This window comes from Maribacter sp. MS6 (genome assembly GCF_056839185.1).
In genome coordinates, this window is the sequence record NZ_CM166389.1 from 175,150 (window position 1) to 188,174 (window position 13,025).

16 protein-coding genes are annotated in these 13,025 nt (G+C 39.3%); 12 read left to right on the forward strand and 4 right to left on the reverse strand.

Going from position 1 to position 13,025, the window contains the following annotated elements; translation table 11 throughout:
* Positions 1 to 110: 110 nt before the first annotated feature.
* The gene (locus MS6x_RS00895) at positions 111 to 1,280 is read right to left on the reverse strand and encodes a hypothetical protein (protein ID WP_482604836.1); all 1,170 of its coding nucleotides are present in this window, start codon (positions 1,278 to 1,280) and stop codon (positions 111 to 113) included.
* Positions 1,281 to 1,469: 189 nt separating this feature from the next.
* On the opposite strand from MS6x_RS00895, the gene MS6x_RS00900 reads away from it, so the two are divergent.
* The 11 genes from MS6x_RS00900 to MS6x_RS00950 all read left to right on the forward strand — a co-directional run bounded on the left by MS6x_RS00900 (position 1,470) and on the right by MS6x_RS00950 (position 10,048).
* Entirely contained in the window at positions 1,470 to 1,967 is a 498-nt protein-coding gene (locus tag MS6x_RS00900) for an SRPBCC family protein (protein WP_482604837.1), read from the forward strand.
* A gap of 3 nt (positions 1,968 to 1,970) precedes the next feature.
* A complete protein-coding gene (locus MS6x_RS00905; protein WP_482604839.1) occupies positions 1,971 to 2,663 on the forward strand; it encodes an SDR family NAD(P)-dependent oxidoreductase in 693 nt (230 codons plus the stop codon).
* A 1-nt stretch (position 2,664) separates the two neighbouring features.
* Positions 2,665 to 3,972, forward strand: coding sequence for a cryptochrome/photolyase family protein (locus MS6x_RS00910; RefSeq protein ID WP_482604841.1), 1,308 nt, complete (start codon positions 2,665 to 2,667; stop codon positions 3,970 to 3,972).
* On the forward strand, positions 3,972 to 5,447 hold the full coding sequence (locus MS6x_RS00915) for a cryptochrome/deoxyribodipyrimidine photo-lyase family protein (protein ID WP_482604842.1): 1,476 nt from the start codon (positions 3,972 to 3,974) through the stop codon (positions 5,445 to 5,447). The genes MS6x_RS00910 and MS6x_RS00915 overlap by 1 nt, the downstream gene beginning before the upstream one ends.
* Before the next feature lie 81 nt (positions 5,448 to 5,528).
* On the forward strand, positions 5,529 to 6,956 hold the full coding sequence (locus MS6x_RS00920; RefSeq protein WP_482604844.1) for an amidohydrolase: 1,428 nt from the start codon (positions 5,529 to 5,531) through the stop codon (positions 6,954 to 6,956).
* Between the two features lie 19 nt (positions 6,957 to 6,975).
* On the forward strand, positions 6,976 to 7,146 hold the full coding sequence (locus tag MS6x_RS00925; RefSeq protein WP_482604846.1) for a Lacal_2735 family protein: 171 nt from the start codon (positions 6,976 to 6,978) through the stop codon (positions 7,144 to 7,146).
* Between the two features lie 20 nt (positions 7,147 to 7,166).
* Positions 7,167 to 7,613 carry a VOC family protein gene (locus tag MS6x_RS00930; protein WP_482604847.1) on the forward strand — a complete coding sequence of 149 codons (447 nt, stop codon included), beginning with the start codon at positions 7,167 to 7,169 and terminating at the stop codon, positions 7,611 to 7,613.
* A 10-nt stretch (positions 7,614 to 7,623) separates the two neighbouring features.
* A complete protein-coding gene (locus MS6x_RS00935; protein ID WP_482604849.1) occupies positions 7,624 to 8,616 on the forward strand; it encodes a pirin family protein in 993 nt (330 codons plus the stop codon).
* Positions 8,613 to 8,993: an alkyl hydroperoxide reductase gene (locus MS6x_RS00940; RefSeq protein ID WP_482604850.1), complete on the forward strand. Its 381-nt coding sequence runs from the start codon at positions 8,613 to 8,615 to the stop codon at positions 8,991 to 8,993. The genes MS6x_RS00935 and MS6x_RS00940 overlap by 4 nt, the downstream gene beginning before the upstream one ends.
* 106 nt (positions 8,994 to 9,099) lie before the next feature.
* The gene (locus MS6x_RS00945) at positions 9,100 to 9,468 is read left to right on the forward strand and encodes a DoxX family protein (protein WP_482604852.1); all 369 of its coding nucleotides are present in this window, start codon (positions 9,100 to 9,102) and stop codon (positions 9,466 to 9,468) included.
* A gap of 157 nt (positions 9,469 to 9,625) precedes the next feature.
* Positions 9,626 to 10,048, forward strand: a complete 423-nt coding sequence (locus MS6x_RS00950) for a hypothetical protein (RefSeq protein ID WP_482604854.1) — start codon at positions 9,626 to 9,628, stop codon at positions 10,046 to 10,048.
* On the opposite strand, the gene murA is transcribed toward MS6x_RS00950, so the two are convergent.
* The 3 genes from murA to MS6x_RS00965 form a co-directional block, all read right to left on the reverse strand.
* Positions 10,035 to 11,342, reverse strand: coding sequence for a UDP-N-acetylglucosamine 1-carboxyvinyltransferase (gene murA / locus MS6x_RS00955; RefSeq protein ID WP_482604856.1), 1,308 nt, complete (start codon positions 11,340 to 11,342; stop codon positions 10,035 to 10,037). The genes MS6x_RS00950 and murA overlap by 14 nt on opposite strands.
* Before the next feature lie 18 nt (positions 11,343 to 11,360).
* A complete protein-coding gene (locus MS6x_RS00960) occupies positions 11,361 to 12,008 on the reverse strand; it encodes a DUF4290 domain-containing protein (RefSeq protein ID WP_482604858.1) in 648 nt (215 codons plus the stop codon).
* 84 nt (positions 12,009 to 12,092) lie between these two features.
* Positions 12,093 to 12,380: a DUF493 family protein gene (locus MS6x_RS00965; RefSeq protein ID WP_482604860.1), complete on the reverse strand. Its 288-nt coding sequence runs from the start codon at positions 12,378 to 12,380 to the stop codon at positions 12,093 to 12,095.
* Positions 12,381 to 12,467: 87 nt separating this feature from the next.
* Here MS6x_RS00965 and MS6x_RS00970 point away from each other — a divergent pair, with 87 nt between their 5' ends.
* On the forward strand, positions 12,468 to 13,025 hold the full coding sequence (locus MS6x_RS00970; protein WP_482604862.1) for an AAA family ATPase: 558 nt from the start codon (positions 12,468 to 12,470) through the stop codon (positions 13,023 to 13,025).

Sequence of the window (13,025 nt, forward strand, 5' to 3'; positions counted from 1 at the left end):
ATATAAACCAATGTTGCCTTTGTTAACAAATTCATAAATAAACGATTATGTATATTGCGTCTAAAGTTGCCAAAGCATGAATAGCGACCTCCCTATACAATGGAAAGTATTTAATAGACAGCAAAAGCCTTTGAACGTACCGCATTATCAAAATAAACAACAAAATAATAGATGGAGGTTGGTATCGTTTGTATCACCACACCCTCCCTTTCTATATCCGTATTAAACTGCTCCCAAACAGCTTTTCCATTTACGTCATAAATACGTGTACCGTTAATTGCGCTTTCAGAATTTATCGTATATCTAATGGTGCCCGTGCTTAGTTCTTTAAAAATCAATAACTCTTCCTTGTTTTCATCAGGCGGTGGATTGGGATTAGGTTCCTCACCCTCCTCAGGCTCCTCCTGCTCCGGTTCTTCTTCTTCAGCGATTAAATTCAATTTAAAAAGTCGTGATAATGAAACGATGTTTGGCGATTGCCTCATAAACAATTCAGAGGAGACCAAATAATTTCCGGCACCATCATTAGCAACGCCCTCTACCTGTGCCAAACCAATATCTATGGATACTGTACTAAATGTATCCGAAAATATAGTTGTAACCGTTGTGGTATACGTTCGGGCAAAAGGTAGTAAGATAGAGGAATACCCAAGTATGAATAACGTTTCATTGGAAGGATTATAGTCGGCATCAGTAACGAGTCCAATATTTTCAACGGCACCTTTTCGCAACGCGGAATAGCTTCCTGGAATTTTAGGTATCGAATACGCTACCGTTCCTAAGCTTTTCCATTGCTTGGTGAGTATAACCAATTCATCTCCCAGAACAAAAAACGCTTCTGCATCCCAATCGCTGTTTCCTGTATCCGAAAAATCGGTCTGATCTATGTAAGAAAAGAGAATAGCTTCGGCAGTTGCGGTATCATCATCCAGATAATCTGACTTTGAAATACGATAAATGGTTAAATCTTGCCGCATTCCCAAATTATTTCCAAAATCACCGATGTAAATATAACTTAAGTCTTGACTTATGGCCTCCCAATCAACATTTACAGCATCATTTATCGCAACAGTTCTTGTTATTTCACGTGATACGGTGTCAATTTCGTATAATATGGCTTCCCCACCAGAATCATTATGTGTAATAACCCTATCGTTAAAAAAAAGAAGACCAGAAGTCTCAGAAACCTCCTGCGGCAATTCACCAAGTTCTACAATAGACCCTTGTGATAAAGCGACACTCGTGGTGAAAAGCAAAAATAGCCTTAAGATGATTTTCATATCCTAATTTTTGGAACGCAGTACAAATTACGTAATAAGGAGTGCCTTTCCATCCTAAATTGGTTTAAAAAGTGAGAAAACCGATGAAAGTCAGTCCTTTAGCATAAAATGCCGATCATTTTTATTTTGTTTAACGAATTATATTTTTCGCTGAACAATAATGCTTTTATATTTGTTAAAAATATCTGGATGAAATTATACCAATTGCATGCGAAGCAATCTTTTCCAATTTCAAGACAACAAGCTTGGGATTTTTTATCAAGCCCTAAGAATTTGCAGGAAATCACACCAAAACACATGGGATTTACAATTCTGTCGGGCGCAGATAGACCTATGTATCCTGGGCAAATTATACAGTACAAAGTTTCGCCTTTACCAGGGTACACCACCAAATGGGTAACAGAAATCACCCATGTACGGGAAGGGGAATATTTTGTAGACGAGCAGCGATTTGGCCCATATGCTTTATGGCACCACAAACATTTCATAAATGAAGTAGATGGTGGTATAGAAATGGAAGATATTATAGATTATAAAATCCCATTTGGTATCTTAGGGCAACTAGCGCATCCAATTATTGTTAAGAAGCAATTGAGCCAAATATTTGAATATAGGGAGAAACAATTAATAGATCGTTTTGGCAGTATTCCCGGTTCGGAAAAAGAAATTCATTTTAAATCATTTTAAGACATGAGTAAAAACATACTATTAATAGGAGGAAGCCACGGTATAGGAAACGCCTTGGTGCATTTATTACATAACAATCATAACATTTTTGTGGCATCGCGAACAACGGAGGGGTTGGACGGGCTTAACGTGACCCATATTCCCTTCGATGCCACCACCGATGAATTAGATACCAGTGCGCTACCGGAGGAACTACATGGGTTTGTATATTGCCCGGGAAGTATCAACCTAAAACCATTTAAAATGATGAGCTTGGATACCTTTGAGCAGGATATGCAACTGAATTTCTTTAGTTTGGTCCGTACGGTAAAAACAATCATAGGAAAAATGTCCGAAGGCTCTAGCATGGTTTTCTTCAGTACTGTTGCCGTAGGAACAGGAATGCCATTTCATACCAGTGTTGCCGCAGCAAAAGGTGCCATTGAAGGTTTTGCAAAATCCATGGCGGCAGAATATGCCCCTAAAATTCGTGTTAATGTTGTGGCCCCATCTTTGGTAAACACACCGCTGGCGGGCCGGTTGTTAAACAATGATAAAAAAGTAGAAATGATGTCGCAACGGCATCCCCTGAAGCGTGTAGGGAAACCGGAGGATATTGCAAATATAGCCGCATTCTTGATTAAGGATGACAGTAGTTGGATGACAGGACAAATTATTGGCGTTGACGGTGGGATGTCTACCTTGAACATATCATAGCATGAGTAAAAAAGTAACGGTATTCTGGTTTCGTAGGGATTTAAGATTGGATGATAACATTGGCTTTTTAGAAGCTTTAAAGGGTGACTATCCAGTGCTTCCTATTTTTATCTTTGATACCGAAATCCTTGATAAGCTTCCGAAAGACGATGCGCGTGTTACCTTTATCCATGAAACGCTGGATGACATGAGAAAAACGCTACAAAATGAGCATAATAGCTCTATTGCCTTATTTCACGGAAAACCACTAAAGGTTATTGAAACCTTAACGAAAGAATACGAAATTCAAGCGGTGTATGCTAATCACGATTACGAACCTTATGCCAGGGAACGCGATAAAGACATAGGTAGGTTTTTAAAAGAGCAGAACATCAATTTTAAGACCTATAAAGACCAGGTTATTTTTGAAAAAGATGAAGTGGTAAAGGATGATGGGGAACCTTATGTGGTTTACACGCCTTACAAAAACAAATGGAAATCGATTTTTAATGCCGAGCATCTAACTATCCAGTATACAAGCCAGTATATGGATAATCTTATGGAGCACACTAGACTTCCTAACCTGTCACTATCGGACATGGGATTCTCAACGGCTTCCATCAAAGTTCCAGACTACACGGTAACCCCTACCTTAATTCAAAACTACGAGGATACCCGAAATTTTCCGGCGAGGGAAAACGGTACCTCACGTTTGGGTCCTCATTTGCGTTTTGGTACAGTTTCTGTGCGCAAAATGATGAAAAAAGCAATTGCGGAAGACAATGAAATTTTCTGGAGTGAGCTCATTTGGCGTGAATTTTTTATGCAAATTCTTTGGCATTTTCCACATACAAAAGATAAAGCCTTTAGGGCAAAGTATGACCGCATAGAATGGCGCAATAATGAAGAGGAGTTTGAAAAATGGAAAAATGGCATGACCGGCTACGCGTTTGTTGATGCGGGTATCCGAGAGCTTAATGCCACTGGTTTTATGCATAATCGGGTACGCATGTTGGTAGCCAGTTTTTTGTGTAAGCATTTATTGATAGATTGGCGTTGGGGAGAAGCTTATTTTGCTGAAAAGTTATTGGATTATGACATGAGTGCAAATGTTGGTAATTGGCAATGGGCAGCTGGTAGTGGTGTAGACGCGGCACCTTATTTTCGCATTTTCAACCCAATGACACAAATCGATAAGTTTGATAAACAAAAGGAATATATCAATATGTGGGTACCAGAATTACAGGAACTCACATACCCGGAAAAAATGGTCGACCATAAAATGGCTCGGGAACGTTGTCTTAAAACGTATAAGGAAGCTGTAGCCTAATGGTAGTAGTCTGGTTCAAAAGGGACTTACGATTGTTAGACCATGAACCTTTGGTGAAAGCCATTGCTACGGGTAAGCAAATACTTTTGTTGTACGCTTTTGAACCGCTGTGGACAAACGATTCCCATTACAGCGAAAAACATATCAATTTCATTAAACAAAGCTTGGCAGATCTCCAAAGACAGCTAAGTTCTTATGACACCCAACTACTCATAGTTGATACTGAAATTTTATCTGTTTTTGACATACTCCATACCAAAAAAGAAATTAGTCATATATTCTCCTACCAAGAAACCGGAATGCAAATCACCTACCAACGAGATAAACAGGTATCAAGATGGTGTAAGAACAATAGCATAGTATGGGAAGAAAGTATACAAAACGGTGTATTTAGGGGTATAAAAAATAGAAAAGCATGGAAAAACGATTGGGTTGATTTTATAAACACGAATATTGATAAGCCAAGAATAGACGAAGGCAATTTCTTTTCAATATCCTTCATCGATACACTTTCTAAAAATCATTTTCAACCGGTATCATTGGAAACAAAAGCAAATTCCCAAATACAACGCGGTGGCACAAGATATGCCGTAAAGTATCTGGACTCTTTTCTAAACGAACGAATTTGGGGATACAATTCCAACTACTCTAAACCGGCAACATCAAGACAACACAGTAGCAGGCTATCACCCTATTTGGCATGGGGCTGCTTATCCACTAGGCAGGTGTGTCAATATGCGGCAAGGCATAAAAAAAGTGTTCAAAATAAGAGAAACCTAAGTTCTTTCCTCTCCCGTATGCGATGGCAGGCCCATTTTATTCAAAAGTTTGAAATGGAGGGAGAAATGGAATTCAGTAGCATTAACAAAGGCTACCACAAATTGATAAAACCAGTACGGACCGATTTACAGCAAGCATGGCGGGAAGGCCAAACAGGCATTCCATTAATAGATGCAGCAATGCGCTGTTTGGTCGCCACAGGATTCGTTAATTTTAGACTTCGTGCCATGCTGGCCTCTTTTTTTACCCACCTGTTATGGCAACCATGGCAAGACTGTACAGCACATCTGGCGCAAAATTTTCTTGACTTTGAACCAGGTATACATTTTCCACAGTTAAATATGCAATCTGGAGAAACCGGAGTAAATACCATTCGTATTTACAATCCGATTAAAAACAGTAAAGAACACGATGCAGAAGGTTTATTTATCAAAAAATGGGTTCCAGAACTTGCCAAACTACCCTCACAATATATTCATGAACCATGGGAAATACCTCCCATGGAACTGGCATTTCTTGGTTTTGAGCTTGGAAAAGACTACCCCAAACCTATTGTCTCCATATCGAAAATGAGAAAATTTGCAAGTGACGCATTGTATGCTTTCAAAAAGAGTCCTAAAACGAAACGTGAAAGCAAACGAATTGTAGCAACACATACCCTGCCGGGAAGACCTGTCTGGGACCAACATAGCTAAGATTTAGAAATTTTTATTAACACAAGTTTGATTATCTTTAAAAGCGATAAAAAGTAAAACCAACCGATTAAAATAACACTGATGAAAAAAGCACTAGTAACTTCTTTTCTATTTATTTTTTGCCTATCGCTTTCCGGCCAGAAATTGACCAATAACAAAAAGGCAATCATTGCCTCGGTAGAAAAGCACGAATCCGAACTCATTAAAATTAGTGATGCTATTTGGGCATTGGCCGAAACTGCGTTTGAGGAAACAGCTTCCTCAGAAATACTCGCAGACTATGCAGAAAAGAATGGCCTTACCGTTACACGAGGTGTTGCTGATATTCCTACAGCTTTTACAGCCACATACGGCAGTGGCTCACCGGTTATAAGTATTCTTGGCGAATTCGATGCCCTTCCGGGTATTTCGCAAAAAGCATCACCAGTTAAAGAAGCTCTTAACGAAGGAGCAGCTGGGCACGGATGTGGGCATAACCTTTTTGGGTCTGCCAGTCTAGGTGCTGCCATCGCGATAAAGGAACTCATGGAAGCCGGTAAAATAAAAGGTACCTTAAAATTTTTGGGAACCCCTGCAGAAGAAAAATACTTCGCCAAGGTATGGATGGTAAAAGCTGGTTTATGGGACGATGTAGATGTGAATGTGAGCTGGCATCCATCTTCTAGTACGGAAGCCGATGTGCAATCCGGACTTTCACTTATCGATTTTATCGTAGAATTTCATGGTCAGACCGCTCATGCCTCCATGGATCCCTGGAACGGACGAAGCGCCTCTGATGCTTTGGAACTGTATACTACGGGCATCAATTACTACAGAGAACATATTGTACCAACGTCCAGAATTCACTATCATATTCAGGATGGCGGACAAGTGGTAAATGTAGTTCCCGACTATGCCAAATTATGGGTACGGGTTCGCGACCCTAAACGAAAAATTATGTTGCCTACGTACGAGCGGGTCAAGGAAATGGCAGAGGGAGCAGCAATTATGGCTAATGTTGATTATAAAATCTCCTTGGTTTCCGGAATTTATGAAACCTTGGTCAACCGCACAGGCGGTGAAATCATGCAAAATAATCTAGAACTTTTAGGACCTATTTCCTATACGGACGAGGAAACCGTATTTGGCAAGGCCATACAGAAAGCCACTGGTAAACCAGAAGTAGGCATGGATAGCAAGATATATCCACTGAGAGAAACCGAGAAAAGCCCTGGAGGTGGATCAACGGATGTTGGCGATGTAAGTTGGAACGTTCCCAATATAAATCTAGGCGTTACGGTTGCACCGAAAGACACTCCTTGGCATTCATGGGCCGTTGTAGCCTGTGGCGGAATGTCCATTGGACATAAAGGTATGATCTATGCCTCCAAAGCAATGGCAATGACTATGGCCGATTTATTTGAAAAACCAAATCTGGTACAAGAAGTAAAGGAAGAGTTTAAAACACGTAAAGGCGATGAGGTCTATGAGCCTATGATAGAAGGGCCACCACCTATCGGTAACAATTAATATTTAAAAAAGAATTGCTATGTTCGGATTATTTAAGAAGAAAACAGAAAAGGAAAAACTAGAGGAGAAATACAAAAAGCTTATGAAGGAAGCTTTTGACCTTTCTAAGGTTAATCGTTCCGCAAGTGACGGAAAATATGAGGAGGCGGATAAAGTACAAAAACAGATAGACGCCTTGGATACCAATTAATTCCTAAAAAAATGTAATAGATGAAAAAGTTGAGTTTGGTGTGTTTGCTATGTTTAATTTCATTTGCAGCGAAGGGTCAATCTTTCGATTTTAAAATTGATCACTTTGCCATTGTGGTGGATGATGTTGACAAAAGCGCAGAATTTTACGGTAATATCTTGGGATTGACCGAAACCCCGCATCCGGATAAAACTCCTGGATTTCGTTGGTTTATCGTCAGTGGCAGTTCCCAAATACACCTTATTCAGAAGGAAGTTGCACCTTTTGAAAAGAATAAGTCTATGCACTTATGTTTAGCAACGCAAGACTTAGACGGCGTAATAGATCATTTGGAGAAAAACGATATTGCCTTCTCAGATTGGCCAGGAAAAGAAAATGCAGTTACCCTGCGAACAGATGGCGTGCGCCAAATATATGTGCAAGACCCTGATGGTTATTGGGTGGAGATAAATACGGCGATTCACTAGTAAGAAAATTATGATCAAAGAAGTTTTTAGATTAGGATTTCCGTGGCAAACACAAGACCCTTTTTTGTTTTGTGTGTACCATCTGGATATGTATCCAAAAGGAAAAGAGGATATGTCACCAAATGCCTCATTAGAAGGTAGAAACCTAGGAAACGATTTCACTATCAAAGATGGTTGGCGCATGTATCACGGACAAACTATTCCCGGTTTTCCGGCACATCCACATCGTGGTTTTGAAACGGTTACGATAGTCAACAAAGGTTTTTGTGACCATTCGGACTCCTTGGGAGCTGCCGGTAGGTTTGGAGAAGGCGATGTCCAATGGATGACAGCAGGAAAGGGTGTGCAGCATTGTGAGATGTTTCCCTTATTAAATACTGAAGAAGATAACCCTTTGGAGCTATTTCAAATATGGCTCAATCTTCCCAAAAATAAAAAATTCGTGGAACCACATTTTAAAATGTTGTGGCATGAAGATATTCCGGTAGTAAAAACGGATTGTGCAACCATTAAGGTCATTGCAGGAAGCTTTGGAGGAGAGAATGCTCCGGATTTAGCACCCGATTCTTGGGCAATAAATCCTGAAAATCATGTAAGCATATTGAATGTGCACATAGACCCTAAAGGTGTTTTCAAGCTGCCTAAATCAACTTCAGAAGCAAATAGCACTTTGTATTTTTATGAGGGAGATACCATTCAGATTGATGGAACAACAATTGTCCCCAATCATGGAATTCAGTTGGATGCAGGAAAAGAAATTAAAGTCATAGCTGGAAATTCTCAAGCGCAACTTCTGTTGCTACAAGGCAAACCCATAAAAGAGCCCGTGGTTAAATATGGCCCTTTTGTGATGAATACGGAGAAAGAGATAGAAGCTGCCATGTCGGAATACCGTCTTACCCAATTTGGTGGTTGGCCATGGCGCTACCCGGATAATGTACACGACAAAGAAAAAGGAAGGTTTGCGAAATATCCGGATGGAACCCTCATTGAAAAATCATGAAGCTTACCCTTAAACTAGCAGCAATATACAATTTACTTTGGGGCGCTTGGGTAGTTCTATTTCCCAATCACTTTTTTGAATTGGTAGGAATGGAACCGCTAAACCATCCCATGGTATGGCAGGGCATGGGTATGGTCATTGGAGTGTACGGTCTAGGATATTGGTGGGCGTCTTACAACCCAATGCGCCATTGGCCTATAGTTGCCGTAGGTTTTGTGGGTAAGATTTTTGGTCCTCTGGGTTTTCTCTTCAATTATCTGCAAGATGCAGTACCATTTGAATTTATCTATACCTTAATAACGAACGACTTTATTTGGTGGATTCCCTTCTTTTTAATCCTTAAAAAAGTACACATAGAACATCAGTGGAAGTTATAGTTAATTGATATGCGTCTTCCAAGGAATACGCACAGGGTTAATATCAAAAGTTATTGTCAAAAGAAAAATGCCCGCTTGAAAGATAGTCGTAAAAAAGATTTTCAATATGGCTAAGAAACTATTCAGATACCTTTTTATAGGTTTCATGCTTTTTGCAGGCATCAACCATTTTCTAAATCCAGGATTTTACTATCCGCTTATCCCTTCTTATCTACCTTTTCCAAAAGGGATAAATTTAGTCTCGGGCGCATTGGAAATAGTACTTGGAGCTTTATTATTAGTTCCTAAATGGAAGAGTTTTGCCGCTTACGGTATTATTATACTACTGATTTTATTTATTCCCTCCCATATCCATTTTATACAAATTGGCGCTTGTATTCCGGACGGATTATGTACACCACATTGGGTGGCTTGGGTACGATTGATAATCATACATCCGCTCTTGTTGTTTTGGGCATGGAAAATTAAAGATTGATTCAAAACGAATAAATGCTTTACAAATTATAGAACACAACTGCGACTATTTACAAATGGTCTTTAAGAAGTCTGCCATTAGCTAAGAAACCCATACATTTATAACTAATTTCAATGTTACCTTAAATTCAAGAATAGAACACCATAAAAGAAAACGATTGACACCCATTGTAAATCTTATTTTTGATACCGCTACAGTTGTGCTCATTTGGGCGGTTCAGCTGGCAATTTATCCGGGCCTTACGTATTATAGCCATAAAGATTTACGTATCTGGCACCGTTCCTATACCAAAAGAATCACCGTTATCGTTTTGCCCTTAATGTTTGGGCAGTTGGCTTTTAGTGTGGGTGAGGCTATAGCAGACACCTCCTATGTAACGATTCTTAAGCTAGGAATGATTCTAATTGTTTGGGTACTAACGTTCTCCATTTTTGTTCCCTTGCACAATAGTATTGAAAAATCAAATGAAATAGAAAGCACTGCGATTACGGAGAAACTAGTGAATAAAAATTGGTGGCGAACACTTTTTTGGACACTTGTTTTTATCCTAAGTGCTTACAAAACAATTATATACGTGTAATCTTAGCACCAATTGCCCTAAGCCGTTCATCAATATCTTCATATCCACGGTCTATTTGCTCAATATTGTGAATGGTTGATGTTCCCTTAGCAGAAAGTGCAGCTATGAGTAAGGAAACTCCAGCCCTAATGTCCGGAGAAGTCATGGTTGTAGCCTTTAAACTAGATTTAAAATCGTGTCCCATCACTGCGGCCCTATGCGGATCACAAAGAATAATCTTAGCACCCATATCCAAGAGTTTGTCCACGAAAAATAATCGACTTTCAAACATTTTTTGGTGAATAACGAGTTCTCCCCTAGCCTGGGTAGCAATTACAAGGATAATGCTCAGCAAGTCCGGCGTTAATCCTGGCCATGGCGCATCGGCTATGGTAAGAATAGAACCATCTATATAATTCTGGATTTCGTAACCATTTTTGTGTGCTGGAATATAAATATCGTCCCCTTTACGCTCCAAGGTAATTCCTAATTTTCTGAAGGTAGTAGGAATCTGACCCAAATCGTCCCAACTTACATTTTTAATGGTTAATTCACTTTTCGTCATTGCAGCAAGACCAACCCAGCTTCCAATCTCGATCATGTCCGGTAACATACGGTGTTCCGTGCCTCCCAACGTTTCAACGCCATCGATAACCAAAAGGTTGGAACCAACACCGGATATTTTAGCTCCCATCCGATTCAACATTTTACACAATTGTTGTAGGTAAGGCTCGCATGCCGCGTTGTATATGGTAGTTTGCCCTTCGGCAAGTACTGCTGCCATTACGATATTCGCTGTGCCGGTTACCGAGGCTTCATCCAAGAGCATATAACAACCCTTAAGTTTTTTAGCCTCTACCCCATAAAAATATTCCTCCTTATTATAACGAAATTTAGCACCCAGTTTAATAAAGCCTTCAAAATGGGTATCCAATCTCCTACGTCCAATTTTATCACCCCCTGGCTTAGGAATATAGCCCTTTCCAAAACGGGCAAGTAACGGACCCACTAACATAATGGAGCCTCTTAAACCCCTACCATCCTGTTTAAACTGATCGCTTTGTAGATAATCTAAATTAATATCGTCTGCTTTAAAGGTATAAGAACCCTTTCCCTTCTTTTGTATCTTAACGCCTAAATCCTCTAAAAGAGATATAAGTTTATTGACATCAATAATGTCTGGAATGTTCGTTATCGCAACCTTTTCTTGCGTCAGAAGTACTGCGCATAAAATCTGTAAAGCTTCGTTTTTGGCCCCTTGAGGTGTAATTTCACCTGATAGCGGGTGCCCACCTTCTATCTTGAATGTTCCCATCTAAATATTTGTAGACGATTAATAGCGTTTTTTACCGCGATTACTGTTTCTTTGATTGCTCTTGTTGTTTCTAGGTGTTTTTGCGACCCTGTTCTTTAAAAACTGACCGCTATCCGTTAGACTTTCTCCTTTGGCAGCAAGATCTATTTGTCCATCACTAAGTTCAAACAAATGCTTAAAGATCGTTGAATCATCTACAACATCTTTATTCCAATTTAGGTAACACTTTTTCATGTGATTGGCAATGGTATAGACCAATCCAGAACGTTTATCACCTTTCTCCCATTCTACCGCAACATCTATCATACGTTTGATATTGTTGCCATAAAACCGGTATTTTGGAAAATTTTGTGGATATTCTAAGGGATCTGGACGTTTTTGTAAGATTTCTTTGGAAGTAATAGGAAAAGGAGATTTAACGTCCAATTTAAAATCGGACATGATAAATAACTGATCCCATAACTTGTGCTGAAAGTCTGGTACGTCGCGTAAATGCGGTTGTAAATTTCCCATAACGCTTATGATAGCGTTAGCCACATTATTTCTTTCTACAGGGTCTTCTATTGAAACTGCATGGTCTACCATTTTCTGGAAATGACGACCATACTCAGGGATTATCAAATGAGGACGCTCTGTATTGTATTCGAGGTTTTCTACTAATTGCAAATTTGGATTTTTTTACTTAAAACTGTATGAAGAAGTATTCTTATAACGAACGCAAAATAATAAAATTATGGCTCATATACTATTTTATAGCGATATTACGCCCTCTAGTGCGCCAACCTCCTTGTATTTTTTTATAACTTCATCGGGATTTTTTAAATTTACCGTGATTGAAACACTGGTATACTTACCTTTCTTTGATTTTTTAGATGTAATTACCGCTCCGGTATGGTCAAAAATTTTATGTATCTCCTTGATATTATCCGAGTCGGACTCGACAATGAATTTATACAAGTAGTCTGATGGCCAGACGGTAGTGCCTGCCAATTGTTCTTTTAGTCGCTTGTAAAACTCTTCTGGGCTGGTTTCTGCCATTGATTGAATTTTTTACAAAGATAAGTGGAAACATCTGGTTTTTTGGCATCCTAAGTTTACCTATTTTTGTTGCATTAAACTAGAAAAGTGAACTTTAAACGAATCGTTATAACAGGTGCACCAGGAACAGGAAAAACTGCTATCATAAAGGCATTGGAAACATCAGGTTTTTTTTGTTTTCATGAAATTATTCGTAGCATGACGCTAGAAGCTAAAACGGAACAACATCCGGATAAAGTGCTTACAAACCCTATAGCCTTTGTTACCGACTCAAAACAGTTTAATCAACAGCTTTTGGAAGGTAGAAGAAAGCAATATGAAGCTGCAAAGGACCAAAAAGAAAGTCTAGTTTTTTATGACCGCGGTATGCCCGACGTTCTGGCATACATGGATTATTTTGACCAAACGTATGAGACGGACTTCCTAAAAACATGTGAAAAACACACTTATGACGCCGTGTTTTTGCTTCCGCCATGGGAGGCAATTTATGTGCAGGATAATGAGAGATTGGAGACCTATTTACAGGCAACAGAAATCCATGAACACCTAAAAAACAGGTATATAGTTCTGGGTTATGACGTTAAAGAAGTTCCCTTTGGCACAGTGCCGGAAAGAATTTCATTTATACAAAACCTTCTAAATTAA

Bases quoted from the DNA above. Each gene is read 5' to 3' on its own strand.
- MS6x_RS00895 (WP_482604836.1), bottom strand. From the start codon at position 1,280: ATGAAAATCATCTTAAGGCTATTTTTGCTTTTCACCACGAGTGTCGCT.
- MS6x_RS00900 (WP_482604837.1), top strand. From the start codon at position 1,470: ATGAAATTATACCAATTGCATGCGAAGCAATCTTTTCCAATTTCAAGA.
- MS6x_RS00905 (WP_482604839.1), top strand. From the start codon at position 1,971: ATGAGTAAAAACATACTATTAATAGGAGGAAGCCACGGTATAGGAAAC.
- MS6x_RS00910 (WP_482604841.1), top strand. From the start codon at position 2,665: ATGAGTAAAAAAGTAACGGTATTCTGGTTTCGTAGGGATTTAAGATTG.
- MS6x_RS00915 (WP_482604842.1), top strand. From the start codon at position 3,972: ATGGTAGTAGTCTGGTTCAAAAGGGACTTACGATTGTTAGACCATGAA.
- MS6x_RS00920 (WP_482604844.1), top strand. From the start codon at position 5,529: ATGAAAAAAGCACTAGTAACTTCTTTTCTATTTATTTTTTGCCTATCG.
- MS6x_RS00925 (WP_482604846.1), top strand. From the start codon at position 6,976: ATGTTCGGATTATTTAAGAAGAAAACAGAAAAGGAAAAACTAGAGGAG.
- MS6x_RS00930 (WP_482604847.1), top strand. From the start codon at position 7,167: ATGAAAAAGTTGAGTTTGGTGTGTTTGCTATGTTTAATTTCATTTGCA.
- MS6x_RS00935 (WP_482604849.1), top strand. From the start codon at position 7,624: ATGATCAAAGAAGTTTTTAGATTAGGATTTCCGTGGCAAACACAAGAC.
- MS6x_RS00940 (WP_482604850.1), top strand. From the start codon at position 8,613: ATGAAGCTTACCCTTAAACTAGCAGCAATATACAATTTACTTTGGGGC.
- MS6x_RS00945 (WP_482604852.1), top strand. From the start codon at position 9,100: ATGGCTAAGAAACTATTCAGATACCTTTTTATAGGTTTCATGCTTTTT.
- murA (WP_482604856.1), bottom strand. From the start codon at position 11,342: ATGGGAACATTCAAGATAGAAGGTGGGCACCCGCTATCAGGTGAAATT.
- MS6x_RS00965 (WP_482604860.1), bottom strand. From the start codon at position 12,380: ATGGCAGAAACCAGCCCAGAAGAGTTTTACAAGCGACTAAAAGAACAA.